Origin of the sequence: Stenotrophomonas sp. CFBP8980, assembly GCF_034046095.1 — a bacterium.
GTDB lineage: Bacteria > Pseudomonadota > Gammaproteobacteria > Xanthomonadales > Xanthomonadaceae > Stenotrophomonas > Stenotrophomonas lacuserhaii.
In genome coordinates, this window is the sequence record NZ_JAXCXF010000002.1 from 325,210 (window position 1) to 338,755 (window position 13,546).

General features: G+C 66.3%; 16 protein-coding genes, 1 tRNA gene and 1 pseudogene. 15 read left to right on the top strand and 3 right to left on the bottom strand.

Going from position 1 to position 13,546, the window contains the following annotated elements; genetic code table 11:
• Positions 1-78: 78 nt before the first annotated feature.
• Positions 79-651, bottom strand: a complete 573-nt coding sequence (locus SOM47_RS07585) for a Maf family protein (RefSeq protein WP_320505231.1) — start codon at positions 649-651, stop codon at positions 79-81.
• Between the two features lie 114 nt (positions 652-765).
• Here SOM47_RS07585 and SOM47_RS07590 point away from each other — a divergent pair, with 114 nt between their 5' ends.
• From SOM47_RS07590 to SOM47_RS07660, 15 genes are all read left to right on the top strand, one after another.
• Positions 766-1,275, top strand: a complete 510-nt coding sequence (locus SOM47_RS07590; RefSeq protein WP_320505232.1) for a YceD family protein — start codon at positions 766-768, stop codon at positions 1,273-1,275.
• Between the two features lie 136 nt (positions 1,276-1,411).
• Positions 1,412-1,606 (top strand): 50S ribosomal protein L32, encoded by a 195-nt coding sequence (gene rpmF, locus SOM47_RS07595; protein ID WP_042613380.1) that lies wholly within the window; start codon positions 1,412-1,414, stop codon positions 1,604-1,606.
• An 89-nt stretch (positions 1,607-1,695) separates the two neighbouring features.
• A complete protein-coding gene (locus SOM47_RS07600) occupies positions 1,696-2,673 on the top strand; it encodes a beta-ketoacyl-ACP synthase III (protein WP_042613381.1) in 978 nt (325 codons plus the stop codon).
• Between the two features lie 72 nt (positions 2,674-2,745).
• Positions 2,746-3,528 carry a BUD32 family EKC/KEOPS complex subunit gene (locus tag SOM47_RS07605; RefSeq protein WP_192084093.1) on the top strand — a complete coding sequence of 261 codons (783 nt, stop codon included), beginning with the start codon at positions 2,746-2,748 and terminating at the stop codon, positions 3,526-3,528.
• Between the two features lie 204 nt (positions 3,529-3,732).
• Positions 3,733-4,677, top strand: a complete 945-nt coding sequence (gene fabD / locus SOM47_RS07610) for an ACP S-malonyltransferase (protein WP_320505233.1) — start codon at positions 3,733-3,735, stop codon at positions 4,675-4,677.
• 82 nt (positions 4,678-4,759) lie between these two features.
• A complete protein-coding gene (fabG, locus tag SOM47_RS07615) occupies positions 4,760-5,503 on the top strand; it encodes a 3-oxoacyl-ACP reductase FabG (protein ID WP_042613383.1) in 744 nt (247 codons plus the stop codon).
• A 150-nt stretch (positions 5,504-5,653) separates the two neighbouring features.
• On the top strand, positions 5,654-5,893 hold the full coding sequence (acpP, locus tag SOM47_RS07620) for an acyl carrier protein (protein WP_042613384.1): 240 nt from the start codon (positions 5,654-5,656) through the stop codon (positions 5,891-5,893).
• A gap of 164 nt (positions 5,894-6,057) precedes the next feature.
• Complete coding sequence (fabF, locus tag SOM47_RS07625; protein WP_192084091.1) at positions 6,058-7,320, top strand: beta-ketoacyl-ACP synthase II; 1,263 nt, start codon at positions 6,058-6,060, stop codon at positions 7,318-7,320.
• 242 nt (positions 7,321-7,562) lie between these two features.
• Positions 7,563-8,927 carry an aminodeoxychorismate synthase component I gene (locus SOM47_RS07630; protein ID WP_320505234.1) on the top strand — a complete coding sequence of 455 codons (1,365 nt, stop codon included), beginning with the start codon at positions 7,563-7,565 and terminating at the stop codon, positions 8,925-8,927.
• A gap of 217 nt (positions 8,928-9,144) precedes the next feature.
• Entirely contained in the window at positions 9,145-10,206 is a 1,062-nt protein-coding gene (mltG, locus tag SOM47_RS07635; RefSeq protein ID WP_320505235.1) for an endolytic transglycosylase MltG, read from the top strand.
• On the top strand, positions 10,203-10,868 hold the full coding sequence (tmk, locus tag SOM47_RS07640) for a dTMP kinase (protein WP_320505236.1): 666 nt from the start codon (positions 10,203-10,205) through the stop codon (positions 10,866-10,868). The genes mltG and tmk overlap by 4 nt, the downstream gene beginning before the upstream one ends.
• Positions 10,865-11,836, top strand: coding sequence for a DNA polymerase III subunit delta' (locus SOM47_RS07645; RefSeq protein WP_320505237.1), 972 nt, complete (start codon positions 10,865-10,867; stop codon positions 11,834-11,836). Before tmk ends, SOM47_RS07645 begins: the two co-directional genes overlap by 4 nt.
• Positions 11,833-12,186 carry a PilZ domain-containing protein gene (locus SOM47_RS07650; RefSeq protein ID WP_042613390.1) on the top strand — a complete coding sequence of 118 codons (354 nt, stop codon included), beginning with the start codon at positions 11,833-11,835 and terminating at the stop codon, positions 12,184-12,186. The genes SOM47_RS07645 and SOM47_RS07650 overlap by 4 nt, the downstream gene beginning before the upstream one ends.
• Before the next feature lie 65 nt (positions 12,187-12,251).
• Positions 12,252-12,326, top strand: a tRNA-Val gene (locus tag SOM47_RS07655).
• Positions 12,327-12,467: 141 nt separating this feature from the next.
• Positions 12,468-12,758, top strand: a complete 291-nt coding sequence (locus SOM47_RS07660) for a hypothetical protein (RefSeq protein ID WP_320505238.1) — start codon at positions 12,468-12,470, stop codon at positions 12,756-12,758.
• A gap of 37 nt (positions 12,759-12,795) precedes the next feature.
• Here the strand turns inward: SOM47_RS07660 and SOM47_RS07665 are convergent, their stop codons facing one another.
• Positions 12,796-13,143: a head-tail adaptor protein gene (locus SOM47_RS07665; RefSeq protein ID WP_320505239.1), complete on the bottom strand. Its 348-nt coding sequence runs from the start codon at positions 13,141-13,143 to the stop codon at positions 12,796-12,798.
• A 99-nt stretch (positions 13,144-13,242) separates the two neighbouring features.
• A pseudogene (locus tag SOM47_RS17640) lies at positions 13,243-13,392 on the bottom strand (HK97 family phage prohead protease); the annotation flags it as partial.
• Between the last annotated feature and the right edge of the window lie 154 nt (positions 13,393-13,546).

Sequence of the window (13,546 nt, forward strand, 5' to 3'; positions counted from 1 at the left end):
GTTGGTTGTCACAGGCCTTTCCCGACCTCGGCGAAGAGCGTGACGACCAACGGTCGTCACCCACCAAGGGGCGCAAGCTCACGGCACCGCGATTCCCGCCTGGCGCAGCAGTGCGCACAGCGCGATCAGCGGCAGGCCCACCAGCGCGGTCGGGTCGCGGTTGTCGATGGCCTCGAACAGGGCGATGCCCAGGCCCTCGCACTTGAAGCTGCCAGCGCAGTCCAGCGGCTGTTCGGCATCCACGTAGCGGGCAATCTCAGCCTCATTCAACACACGAAAGCGCACCGTGGTGGTATCCAGCGCCTCCCTGCGTTCTCCGTCACGCATGAGACAGATCGCCGTATGGAACTGCACGGCGGCCCCGGACATCCCGGCCAGCTGCGCCCGGGCGGCTTCCGCCGTGCCCGGTTTACCCAACGGCAGGCCCGCCAGATCGGCCACCTGGTCCGACCCGATCACCCATGCGCCCGGGTGCCGCCGGGAGACCTCGGCCGCCTTGGCGGCCGCCAGGCGTACCGCCAGCGCGGCCGGGGCCTCGCCGGGCAGGGGGCTTTCGTCCACCTGCGGGCGTGCGCAGTCGAAGGGCAGGCGCAGCCGTTGCAGCAGCTCGCGGCGGTATCGTGAGGTAGAGGCCAGCAACAGGGTATTCATGCGTGGAATCAGGGCTCTGGGCCAGCCAGTCTGGCCCCTGGCTGACGCCCGCCACAAGCCTGAAGCTGCAGGTAATTGACAGCGGCCGCGACGGTCCTTAACATTCAGCGGCTTATGTCCGCGAACGTGCCCGAAACGCTGGATGCTTGGCGGATGGTCGCAGCGCGAAGGCGCTTCGACGGCCAGGTCGATCTGGCTCAATTCACCCGCCTGCAAGGGCTTGTTGCCGATGCTGAAGGTCAGTGCTCGTATGCACTGGAATTCTCGCACGACGACATCCTGCGGGTATCCTATGTGGAATTGACCATCGATACCGAGCTGCCGCTGATCTGTCAGCGCAGCCTGCAGCGTTTCCTGCTGCCGGTGAAGCTGGTGCAGAAGATCGGCCTGATCCGCGAGGAAGACGAGGAATCGTCCCTTCCGGAGGACTTCGAGGCCCTGCTGGTGCCCGAAGATGGCCAGCTTGTGCCGCTGGAGCTGGTTGAAGACGAACTTGTGTTGGCGGTCCCGGTGGTACCCCTCTCGCCCGATGGCGAGGCGGTGGACCAGGAATGGGCCCCGACGAAGGAAGAAACCGACAAGGTCAACCCGTTCGCGGCATTGGCAGCGTTGAAGAAAAAGTAAGGTCGGGCTGGCTCGACCGAGCGAATATGCAGCCGGGTATCGTCGGCGGCTGCGGCGAAAGCGAAAAGTGTGCTGGGCGCTGGCGTCCTGTGCGACGAAACGACGAAGAACATCGAACCGAGTTTGGAGCAATCCCATGGCTGTGCAGAAATCCCGTGTCACCCCGTCCCGCCGCGGTATGCGCCGTGCGCATGACGCCCTGAGCGCAAAGCAGCTGTCGACCGACCCGACCACGGGCGAAGTGCATCTGCGTCACCACATCACTGCCGATGGTTTCTACCGCGGCAAGAAGGTCATCCAGACCAAGACTTCTTCCGTCGAAGAAGATTGATGTGAGTGAAGGCCGCTGCCGTGCCGGCAGCGGCCTTTGCCGTATCCCTCCGGGCACCGGCAACGGCCGCCCGCGCAACAGGAATGTCGATGAGCAAGCGGATCTACTCGAGGATCGCGGGCACCGGTAGCTATTTGCCGGAGAAAGTGCTGACCAACGCCGACCTGGAAAAAATGGTCGAGACGTCGGACGAGTGGATTGTTTCGCGCACCGGCATCAAAGAGCGGCATATCGCCGCCGCAGAAGAAACCACCAGCGACCTCGGCTACCACGCTGCGGTGAAGGCGCTGGAAGCGGCCGGCATCGATGCCAGCCAGCTGGACATGATCGTGGTTGGTACCACCACGCCCGATCTGATTTTCCCGTCCACCGCGTGCCTGATCCAGGCCAAGCTCGGTGCGACCGGTTGCCCTGCCTTCGACGTCAACGCGGCCTGTTCCGGCTTCGTGTTCGCGCTGGGCGTGGCCGATAAATTCATTCGTTCCGGTGATGCACGCCATGTGCTGGTCATCGGGGCGGAAACCCTCACCCGTATCGTCGACTGGAATGACCGCACCACCTGCGTGCTGTTCGGCGACGGTGCCGGTGCGGTGGTGCTGAAGGCCGACGAAGACACCGGCATCCTCAGCACCCACCTGCATTCGGACGGCAGCAAGAAAGAACTGCTGTGGAATCCGGTCGGCGTTTCGGCCGGTTTCGGCGAAGGCGAGCAGGCACGCGGCGCGATCCTGATGAAGGGCAACGACGTGTTCAAGTACGCGGTGAAGGCGCTGGATTCAGTGGTCGACGAAACCCTGGAAGCCAACGCGTTGAGCAAGGCCGACCTGGACTGGTTGATCCCGCACCAGGCCAACCTGCGCATCATCGAAGCCACCGCCAAGCGCCTGGAGATGTCCATGGACCAGGTGGTGGTGACGGTGGACAAGCACGGCAATACGTCGTCGGCATCGGTCCCCCTGGCGCTGGACCACGCGGTGCGTTCGGGCCGGGTAGAGCGCGGCCAGCTGTTGTTGCTGGAAGCGTTCGGCGGTGGCTTCACGTGGGGTTCGGCACTGCTGCGTTACTGATAACGCGAGTGTCCATTTCGTAAAAACGTCGTGACGGCCCCTCGGGGCCGTACTGCGTTATGGAGAATGCCCATGGTTGAGCCGATTACCCTTGAAGGGCAGCGGGCGTGGTTGAAGCAGTACGGTGAAGGCAGTCGCGCCGTTGCGCTGGGCTTGCTTAATTTCGTTGCCCGTCGTTTCCATCTGGATGCACTACGCCCGCCGCCGCACCGCGGTGGCGATGCCGCCCGCCAGACCGAGGCGCGGCGGCTGGGCGAACTGCGGGCGCAGGGCGTGAACGTGCCTTCGGTGCTGGGCAGCGGCCATGCCGCACTGGTGCTTGGCGACAACGGCAGTTCCTTCAATACCTGCCTGCGCGAGGCCGACGATGCCGGCCGCGATGCGCTGGTGGCCGCCGCCATGCAGGCGATGGCGGCGGCGCATGCGCGCGGCGCGTATTTCGGCCAGCCGCTGCCGCGTAACCTGACCTGGGACGGGCAGAGCGTGGGCTTCATTGATTTCGAAGAAGATCCGCTGGAAGTGATGGACCTGGCCCAGGCGCAGGCGCGCGACTGGTTGATGTTCGGCTATGGCGTGGCGAAGTACTACGCCGATCGCCCGCAGCGGTTGCAGGCGATGATGGCTGCCGCGATGGACGGTGCGCAGGCGCCGGTGCGTGAGCACGCGCATGCGGTGACCGGGCGGCTGCAGCGCTTGGCCAAGGCCAGCCTGGGCCTGGGGCGTTCGGCGCGCGCGCTGGCCCACGCCATCCTGGTCGTGCATGGCGCCACCACGCTGGGCGTGCTGATGGTGCTGGTGGTGTGCGCGGACTGGTTGGCCGATGGGCACTTGGATCTGCTGGAACTGCTGACCTGAAACAGGGTAGGTCGTGCCCCCGCCGAGCATGGCTCGGCGCTACCGAAAGCCCCATGTGCGTGGTGGATGACGACCGTTGATCCTGGTGGGTGACGACCGTTGGTCGTCACGCCCCCGCCCGCCCTGCATACGCGCACGTACAGACGGCAGGCGGCAATCGCCTTTATCATGGCCTGCTTCGATTCAAACCAGGCGGATGACCGCGTGACTGATTCCACTCTTGCTTTCGTTTTCCCCGGCCAGGGCTCGCAGTCCGTGGGCATGCTGGCCGAGCTGGCCGAGCTGCACCCGCAGGTGCGTGAAGCCTTCACGGAAGCATCCGATGGCGCCGGTGTCGACCTGTGGGCACTGTCCCAGGGCGGCCCGGAGGAAATGCTCAACCGCACCGAATACACCCAGCCGGCCCTGCTGGCCGCCAGCATCGGCGTGTGGCGTACCTGGAAGGCACTGGGCGGCGCGCAGCCGTCACTGCTGTCCGGCCACAGCCTGGGCGAGTACTCCGCACTGGTTGCCGCTGGCGCCCTGAGCCTGCACGACGGTGCGCACCTGGTGCGCCTGCGTGGCCAGTTCATGCAGGACGCCGCACCGGCGGGCGTGGGCGCGATGGCCGCCGTGCTCGGCGCTGAAGATGCACTGGTGCTGGACGTGTGCAAGGAAGCGGCCGGCAGCCAGGTACTGGTGCCCGCCAACTACAACTCGCCTGGCCAGATCGTCATCGGTGGCGACGCCGCCGCGGTGGATCGCGCGCTGGCGCTGCTCGTTGAAAAGGGCGTGCGCAAGGCAGTGAAGCTGGCCGTCAGCGTGCCCTCGCATACCCCGTTGATGCGCGAAGCCGCCAACCGGCTGGCCGAAACCATGGCCGGCCTGTCCTGGCAGGCACCGCAGTTGCCGGTGGTGCAGAACGTCGATGCCACCGTGCACGAAGGCGTGGACGCCATCGCCGCCGCGCTGGTGCAGCAGTTGTACCAGCCGGTGCAGTGGACCGGCTGCGTGCAGGCGCTGGCCGCGCGTGGCATCACCCGTATCGCCGAATGCGGCCCGGGCAAGGTGCTGACCGGCCTGGTCAAGCGCATCGACAAAACCATCGACGGCCGTTCGCTGGCCACCCCGGGCGACGTCGAAGCCGCCCGCGAGGCATGGTCGGCCTGACCCCCTTCCCGTTGCCCGCCTGCGTCGTGCCCCCCCGGCATGGCGCCGCGCGCGGGCGACCGCACCATTCGAGGACAGCATCATGAGCAAGCCCCTGCAGGGTGAAATCGCACTGGTCACCGGCGCAAGCCGCGGTATCGGTGCCGCCATCGCCGACCTGCTGGCCGCCCAAGGCGCCACGGTCATCGGCACGGCCACCACCGATTCCGGTGCCGCCGCCATCGGCGAGCGCCTGGCCGCGCAGGGCGGCCACGGTCGCGCGCTGAACGTCACCGATGGTGCCGCGCTGGATACCGTGCTGGCCGACATCGCCAAGGAATTCGGCCCGATCAGCATCCTGGTCAACAACGCCGGCATCACCCGCGACAACCTGCTCATGCGCATGAAGGACGAGGACTGGGCGTCGATCATCGACACCAACCTGACCAGCGTGTTCCGCACCAGCAAAGCGGTCATGCGCGGCATGATGAAGGCGCGCAAGGGCCGCATCATCAACATCGCCTCGGTGGTGGGGGTGACCGGCAACGCCGGCCAGGCCAACTACGCCGCTGCCAAGGCCGGCATCATCGGTTTTTCCAAGTCGCTGGCCAAGGAAATCGGCTCGCGCGGGGTCACCGTGAACGTGGTGGCGCCCGGCTTCATCGACACCGACATGACCAAGGCGTTGCCTGACGAAGCGCGTGCCGCGCTGGTCAACAACATCGCCCTGGAACGCCTGGGTTCGCCGGAGGACATCGCCCATGCGGTGGCCTTCCTGGCCAGCCCGGCAGCCAACTACATCACCGGAGAGACACTCCATGTGAACGGCGGGATGTACATGCCGTAAGCACGGGGCGCACGGATCGCGCCGCAAGTGGTTGATCTGGATGGCGTTTTACTTGCATGCAAGGCGCCGCCGGTTTCCACTACACTATCCCACGGCCATCGTCTGCGATGGCGTCTTTTTGAACCACTACTCCATCTGGAGCAATACCCCATGAGCACCATCGAAGAACGCGTCAAGAAAATCGTCGTCGAACAGCTTGGCGTCAAGGAAGAAGAAGTCACCACCAGCGCATCGTTCGTCGATGACCTGGGCGCAGACTCGCTGGACACCGTCGAGCTGGTGATGGCGCTGGAAGAAGAGTTCGAGTGCGAAATCCCGGACGAAGAAGCCGAGAAGATCACCACCGTGCAGCTGGCGATCGACTACATCAAGGCGCACGTCAAGGCCTGATGCAAGGCGGCTGGTGCGCGGCGGCGGCTCGACCGTAACCGCGCACGGCATCCCATGGGGCCGCGCATGCGGCCCTGTGTATTTGCGCTGCTGCATACGGGCGCGGATCCAATTACGTTCCACCCCGCGTCATACCCGCACCATTTCCGGGTCAGGAGAAAGCAATGAAGCGTCGCGTCGTCGTTACCGGCATGGGCATGGTTTCGCCTCTGGGCAATGACCTGGCCAGCAGTTGGCAGGGCATCACCGAAGGCCGTTCGGGCATCGGTCCGCTGACCCACGTTGCCGACGCCTACCTGGACCGTTTCACCACCAAGATTGCAGGTGAGGTCAAGGATTTCGACATCACCGCCGACAACGAACAGTTCGGCAAGTACCGCGTGTCCGGCAAGGACGCCAAGAAGATGGACCCCTTCATCCACTACGGCCTGGGCGCGTCCTTCATGGCGCTGGCCGATTCGGGTCTTGAGATCAACGAAGGCAATGCCGAGCGCATTGGCGCCATCATCGGCGCCGGCATCGGCGGCCTGCTGGGCATCGAAGAGCAGACCATCGACTTCCACGAAGGGAAGAAGATCTCGCCGTTCTACGTACCCAAGACCATCATCAACATGCTGCCGGGCCAGCTGAGCATCATCGCCGGGCTGAAGGGTCCGTCGTTCTCAGCGGTGTCCGCGTGCGCTACGTCCAACCATTCCATCGGCACGGCAATGCGCATGATCCAGTACGGCGATGCCGACGTGATGGTCGCCGGTGGCGCCGAACGTGGCTCCTCGCCGACCGCGCTGGGCGGCTTCTGCGCGATGAAGGCGATGTCCACCCGCAACGATGACCCGACCGCGGCCTCGCGCCCGTGGGACAAGGACCGCGACGGCTTCGTGCTGGGCGACGGCGCCGGCATCCTGATCCTGGAAGAGTACGAGCACGCCAAGGCGCGCGGCGCGAAGATCTACTGCGAGCTGGCCGGCTTTGGTGCCAGTTCCGATGCGTACCACATGACCGCACCGGCAGAGAGCGGCGAAGGTGCTGCGCGCTGCATGGCGGCGGCGATGAAGGACGCCGGGGTCAACCCGGACCAGATCGGTTACCTCAACGCGCACGGCACCTCCACGCCGCTGGGCGACCTGGGCGAGACCATGGCGATGAAGACCGCCTTCGGCGACCACGCCTACAAGATGCTGGTCAGCTCCACCAAGTCGATGACCGGCCACCTGCTGGGTGCGGCGGGCGGCGTGGAAGCGATCTTCTCGGTGCTGGCGCTGCAGGACGGCGTGATTCCGCCGACCATCAACCTGCACCAGCCGGGCGAGGGCTGCGACCTGGACTACGTGCCCAACGAAGCACGCCAGGCCAAGGTGGACGTGGTGATGTCCAACGGCTTCGGCTTCGGCGGCACCAACGGCACGCTGGTGTTCAAGCGCGTCTGAGGTTCGTCAGGTTCTGGTAGCGCCGAAGGCCGCGGCAGGAGCCGCTGCCAACGTCGCTTGCGACGGCCCGAAGGGTGCCGGTCAGGACGGCCGGCATAGCCATGCTCGGCGGCTGTTGCGGTCGCGTTTGCCGCTGCGCTCGCCGAGCGTGGCTCGGCGCTACCGCTGTCCGTTGCCCGGTGCCCGCCACCGCCACCCGGCGCTCGCCACCCGACACCCCACTTTCCAGGCGCTGCGCCGACATGCCCGATCCGATCCTGATCCAGCCACTGGACACCCCGGCCGACCTGCTCGCCCTGCAGCAGGCCGACCCGGCGCGCTTCCCGCTGCTGATGGAATCGACCGCTTCGGGCACCGCACAGGGCCGCTGGGACCTGCTGCTGGTAGCCGGCGAGGCGTTCCTGCGGCTGGATGCCGATGGCATCGTCCGCGACCACACCGGCCAGGCCCACGCAGGCGCCTTCCTGGACCTGCTGGACGCCGCCTGGCAGGCCGAGCGCCTGCCCACCACGCCCGCCCCCCCGCTGCCCTTCCGGGGCGGCTGGGCGCTGCTGCTGGACTACGAAGTGGCCGGCCAGATTGAAACCGTGCTGCCGCCGATGGCGCGCGCCGATGGCCAGCCCACCGCGCTGGCCCTGCGCTGCCCCGCCGCCGTGCTGCATGACCACCTGGAACAGCGCAGCTACCTGGTGGCCGAGGCCGGCCAGCAAGCGCTGCTGAGCACCCTGCAGGCGCAGCTCGCCGCTGGCGTACCGGCCGCAGGGCAGGGCTGGCAGCCGCCGATCCGCATGGAAGAAGACGCACCCGCACGCTTCACCGATGGCGTGCGGCGGGTGATCGATTACCTGCTGGCCGGCGATGTGTTCCAGGTGAACCTCTCGCGCCGCTGGTGCGCGCACTTTGCCGATGCGGTGAGCCCGCAGGCCCTGTATGCCCAGCTGCGTCGCGCCAATCCGGCACCGTTCGCCGGCCTGTTCACCGGCCACGGCCGCCACGTGGTGAGCTCATCACCGGAACGGCTGGTGTCGGTGCATGGCGGCCACGCGCAGACCCGCCCGATCGCCGGCACCCGCCCGCGTTTCGACGGCGACGACGATGCCGCGCGCATCCAGGAGCTGGTCGGCCACCCGAAGGAACGCGCCGAACACGTGATGCTGATCGACCTGGAGCGCAACGACCTGGGCCGCATCTGCACACCCGGCAGCGTGGTGGTGGACGAACTGATGACCGTGGAAAGCTATGCCCACGTGCACCACATCGTCAGCAATGTCAGCGGCACCCTGCGCGATGACGTCACCCCGGGGCAGGTGATCGCCGCCACCTTCCCCGGCGGCACCATCACCGGCTGTCCGAAGGTGCGCTGCATGCAGATCATCAGCGAGCTGGAGCAGGTGCCGCGCGGCGCCTACACCGGCGCCTTCGGCTGGCTGAACCGCGACGGCGACCTGGACCTGAACATCCTGATCCGCACCGCCGAAGTAGCGGGCAACGAAGTCAGCTTCCGCACCGGTGCCGGCATCGTGGTCGATTCGGACCCGGACAAGGAACTGGACGAAACCCGCGCCAAAGCCCGCGGCCTGATGCGCGCCCTCGGCCAGCAAGGCTGACCCGCACCACGGTAGTGACGGCCGCCGGCCGTCAGCCCCAGCGGTTGCTCCCGGTAGTGACGGCCGCTGGCCGTCAGCCTTTGCCTGCGGCCCTGGTGGGTGACGACCGTTGGTCGTCACGCTGTCGCCGTTGCCCCACCTCCGCACCCGCCGAGCACGGCTCGGCGCTACACGTTCGCGGTATCCTGCACACCTGAATAATTCTTCGAGGTAATCCATGGCGGCAGCCAAGCGCGGATGTCTGATGGTGCTGACCATCCTGGTGCTGCTCGGTGCAATCGCCGTAGGCGCCGGCGCATGGTTCTTCTACCAGCAGGGCCAGTTCGCCGACCGCCCGCTGAGTCCCGACCAGGAGAGCATCGTCATTGCCAGCGGTGATGGCTTCAACACCGTGCTCGGCAAGCTGCGCGAAGCCGGCGTGGACGAAGGCCAGGACGCACAATGGCAGTTGCTCGCCCGCCAGATGGATGCCGCCGGCAAGCTGAAAGTCGGCGAGTACGCGCTGGATGCCACCCTGACCCCGCGCGAGCTGCTGACGCGCATGCGCCAGGGCCGCGTGCTGCAGCACCGCGTCACCCTCATCGAAGGCTGGAACATCCGCCAGGTGCGCGCCGCACTCAAGCGTGCCGAGCCGCTGGTGCACACCACCGACGAACTGGATGACGCCGCGCTGATGCAGCGCCTCGGCTTCGGCGGCCAGCACCCCGAAGGCCGCTTCCTGCCGGAGACCTACGTCTACCAGCGTGGCGACACCGACGTGGACGTGCTCAAGCGCGCCCATGAGGCGATGGAAAAGGCCCTCGCCGAAGCTTGGGATTCGCGCGCCGACGGCCTGCCGATCAACTCGCCGTACGAACTGCTGACACTGGCTTCCATCATCGAAAAAGAGACCGCGCTGGCCAGCGAGCGCCCGCAGATTGCCGGGGTGTTCGTGCGCCGCTTGAAGATGGGCATGCGCCTGCAGACCGACCCTACCGTGATCTATGGCATCGGCCCGGCCTACGACGGCAACATCCGCCGCGTGCACCTGACCACCGATACGCCGTACAACACGTACACCCGCGCCGGGCTCACCCCCACGCCCATCGCCATGCCCAGCCGCGACGCGCTGAACGCTGCCGCGCAGCCCGCACCCGGCGATGCGCTGTACTTCGTCGCCGTCGGCGATGGCAGTGGCGCGCACATTTTTTCGGCCAGCTATGCAGAGCACAACGTCGCCGTGGCGCGTTACCTGCAGCAGCTGCGCCAGAACCGCATCAAGGAGAACCAAGCGCAATGAGTGCCGCGCTGCTGCGCCACCCGCGTCTGATCAGCCTGGAAGGCGGCGAAGGCGCGGGCAAGACCACCGCCATCAATGCCATCCACGCCTGCCTGCGCGCGCATGGCCACGAGGTCGTGCTGACCCGCGAACCGGGTGGCACGCCGCTGGCCGAGCGCATCCGAGCGCTGGTGCTGAAGCCCGATGAAGCGATCGCCGGCGAACCGCTGAGCGCCGAAGCCGAACTGCTGTTGGTGTTCGCCGCACGCGCCCAGCACGTGCGCCAGGTGATCGAGCCGGCACTGCGCCGTGGCGCGTTCGTGCTGACCGACCGCTTCACCGATTCCAGTTACGCCTACCAGGGCGGCGGGCGCGGGCTGGATGCGGCGTGGATCGCCGATCTGGAACGCCGCGTTGTCGGCCTGCTGCCGGGCCTGACCCTGCTGCTGGACGTTGACGTGGAAACCGGCCGCGCGCGCGCCAACGGCCGCGACCTGTGGCCGGACCGCATCGAAAGCGAACAGGACGATTTCTTCCAGCGCGTGCGCGCGGTATTCCGCGAACGTGCGCAGCAGGATCCGCAGCGCTTCGCGCTGGTGGATGCCAGTCAGGTGCAGCAGCAGGTGGCAGCCGATGTGGTGGCCCGCGTGGAGCAGTTCCTGCACAACGGGGAGGGCGCATGAGCACCACCGGCAAGGCCGCATTTTCACCGTGGCAGCAGCGCGCCTATGACCAGATGATCGCCGCGCTGGACGCCGGCCGGCTGGGCCATGGCCTGCTGATCTGCGGACCGGCCGGGCTGGGCCAGCGTGCCGTGGCCGATGCACTGGCCGAACACGTGCTCACCCAGGGCGGTGGCCCGCCGGCCGACCGTGCGCGCCAGCTGATATCGGCTGGCACCCACCCGGACCTGCAGATCATCAGCTTCATCCCGAACAAGAGCGGCGACAAGCTGCGCACCGAGATCGTCATCGAGCAGGTGCGCGAGATCGGCCAGAAGCTCTCGCTGACCCCGCAGTACGGCATCGCCCAGGTAGTGATCGTGGACCCGGCCGATGCGATCAACCGCGCGGCCTGCAATGCGCTGCTGAAGACGCTGGAAGAACCGCAGCCCGGCCGCTACCTGTGGCTGGTGAGCAGCGACCCGGCGCGCCTGCCGCAGACCGTGCGCAGCCGCTGCCAGCGGCTGGAATTCAGGCTGCCACCGCGCGAAGAAGCATTGGCGTGGCTGCAACAGCAGGGCCACCGCGAGGACGATGCCATGGAGGCGCTGGACGCCGCGCGCGGCCATCCCGGGTTGGCCGATTCCTGGCTGCGCGAAGAAGGCCTGGAGCTGCGCCGCGAGGTCACCAAGGACCTGGAATCGCTGGCTGCCGGGCGCACCGGCGCGGTGGCGCTGGCACAGAAATGGACCGGCGACGAAGACGCCGCGCTGCGGCTGCGCTTTGCCGCCGACCTGGCACTGGCGATGGCCAGCAGCGATGGCTTGACCGCGCCGGAACGTTTGAACAAGCTGGCAGCCTGGTTCGACGCTGCCAACCGGACCCGCGACCTGCTGCGCACCACCGTGCGCGCGGACCTGGCCGTGGTAGAACTGTTGCTGGCCTGGAACAAGGTCAACGAACGGCAGCACCCAAGGGGTAATCGATGAGCGCCACCAACGCCCGACAGGGCATCCTGTCCCTTGCCGTAAAGGACAAGGCCGCGCTTTATGGCGCCTACATGCCGTTCGTGAAGAATGGCGGGGTGTTCGTGCCCACGCCGAAGCGCTATTTCCTCGGCGACGAGGTGTTCCTGCTGCTGACCCTGCCCGATTCCAGCGAGCGCCTGCCGGTTGCCGGCAAGGTGATCTGGGTGACCCCGGCCGGCGCGCAGGGCAACCGGCCTTCGGGCATCGGCGTGCAGCTGGCGGACGGTCAGGAAGGCGAGGCGGTACGGCACAAGATCGAGACACTGTTGGCGGGCCTGACCACGTCGGAAAAGCCGACCCAGACGATGTGAAGAAGTGATCTGAAAAGTATTGACGCTCTCCGGAAAGCCCCTATAATGAGCGGCTCAGCAGCATCGGGCGGTTAGCTCAGCGGTAGAGCATTGCCTTCACACGGCAAGGGTCACAAGTTCGAACCTTGTACCGCCCACCACATAAAACCCTGATCCATAAAGGGTAATGAAAAAGCCGGCCTTGAGCCGGCTTTTTCGTAACTGCACGGTAACAGCAACTACTTGTTTCCCGTCTTGCCGCCTCAATATTCCCTCACTCCAAAGTGCAGCGAGGTTGGGCTATGAAACTCCAGGGGCAGCTGGCCGTTGAGGTCGACGACGATGAACTGCTGTACGTCAATGCGAGCGATTTCGAGATCGCAGAAAGCGATTGGCGTTCGATTGGCGATGGTGATCAGCAGTACGAAGTGTTGTGGGTATACGAGGGTGAAGGGTTCGATGTGAAGATCGAGGCAGCCCAGTTTGAGGGTCGCATTACGCACGTCACCGTTTCCGTAGACGGAGCCAGTAAGGTCGAGGGGCAGAGCGATCTGGATGTGGTCCCCTCCGATATCGATCCGGAAGATGACTGAGCCGTCTGAGTGAATGTATATATCTGCCCCCACCGGCCTACTGCATGGTGGGGGCAGTGCCGACGTCCTCAGCAAGCTCGGCACGCTGGCGATGGTCGGGTTCCAATGCCGCCCATGCGGCACGATCCACCCCGCCCACATGGTCTATCTGTCCGCGATACGGTTTCGCTTGATCTAGATCAGTAGCTCGCGGTTGCGGTACGCGACGTTCTGGATGCTGACGATGTTCCAGTTCCCCCAAGCGCACGATGCGGTCGCTGGCCTTGATGCCGTGGCGCCAGCGCATCGTGATCTTGGCCTGGGACTCGTTAACTGCCTGCGCCGCGGCGAAGAAATCCCGGCCCAGCAGCGGCTCGGAACTGTCACGCTTGGAGACAACGCCCATCGAGATGCCTCCGAAGTCACCTCGTAGGGCTAGCGCGTGCAGGTCGTTACTCGTGGTGGTCTCGGGCAGTGTGATGCGGTACTCCAGCCCTTGGGCCCTCTATCGCAGCTCCGCCGTGCCGCTAGGGGTGCGGCCCAGCTCCTGGTTCACGTCAGGGTCCACCAGCGCCAGAGTGTCGCGGTTCTCGGTCAGCGTGCGCGTGAACGCACCCAGCGCGATCGCCTCCCGGAAGTCGGCCACCCGTGTCTCAGAACCGAATTGGCCGCCAGCCCGATCAGCTGGCGGCCCTCCACTGTTGCACCGTCAGCGAAGCGGCGCTCCACGTTCAACCTCAGCCCCCGTTGCCGGCTTAGCTATCAGGCCACAGGTCATCATCACGCCGATCAACACGTTGCCGCGCCGG

Bases quoted from the DNA above. Each gene is read 5' to 3' on its own strand.
- SOM47_RS07585 (WP_320505231.1), bottom strand. From the start codon at position 651: ATGAATACCCTGTTGCTGGCCTCTACCTCACGATACCGCCGCGAGCTG.
- SOM47_RS07590 (WP_320505232.1), top strand. From the start codon at position 766: ATGTCCGCGAACGTGCCCGAAACGCTGGATGCTTGGCGGATGGTCGCA.
- rpmF (WP_042613380.1), top strand. From the start codon at position 1,412: ATGGCTGTGCAGAAATCCCGTGTCACCCCGTCCCGCCGCGGTATGCGC.
- SOM47_RS07600 (WP_042613381.1), top strand. From the start codon at position 1,696: ATGAGCAAGCGGATCTACTCGAGGATCGCGGGCACCGGTAGCTATTTG.
- SOM47_RS07605 (WP_192084093.1), top strand. From the start codon at position 2,746: ATGGTTGAGCCGATTACCCTTGAAGGGCAGCGGGCGTGGTTGAAGCAG.
- fabG (WP_042613383.1), top strand. From the start codon at position 4,760: ATGAGCAAGCCCCTGCAGGGTGAAATCGCACTGGTCACCGGCGCAAGC.
- acpP (WP_042613384.1), top strand. From the start codon at position 5,654: ATGAGCACCATCGAAGAACGCGTCAAGAAAATCGTCGTCGAACAGCTT.
- fabF (WP_192084091.1), top strand. From the start codon at position 6,058: ATGAAGCGTCGCGTCGTCGTTACCGGCATGGGCATGGTTTCGCCTCTG.
- SOM47_RS07630 (WP_320505234.1), top strand. From the start codon at position 7,563: ATGCCCGATCCGATCCTGATCCAGCCACTGGACACCCCGGCCGACCTG.
- mltG (WP_320505235.1), top strand. From the start codon at position 9,145: ATGGCGGCAGCCAAGCGCGGATGTCTGATGGTGCTGACCATCCTGGTG.
- tmk (WP_320505236.1), top strand. From the start codon at position 10,203: ATGAGTGCCGCGCTGCTGCGCCACCCGCGTCTGATCAGCCTGGAAGGC.
- SOM47_RS07645 (WP_320505237.1), top strand. From the start codon at position 10,865: ATGAGCACCACCGGCAAGGCCGCATTTTCACCGTGGCAGCAGCGCGCC.
- SOM47_RS07650 (WP_042613390.1), top strand. From the start codon at position 11,833: ATGAGCGCCACCAACGCCCGACAGGGCATCCTGTCCCTTGCCGTAAAG.
- SOM47_RS07660 (WP_320505238.1), top strand. From the start codon at position 12,468: ATGAAACTCCAGGGGCAGCTGGCCGTTGAGGTCGACGACGATGAACTG.
- SOM47_RS07665 (WP_320505239.1), bottom strand. From the start codon at position 13,143: ATGGGCGTTGTCTCCAAGCGTGACAGTTCCGAGCCGCTGCTGGGCCGG.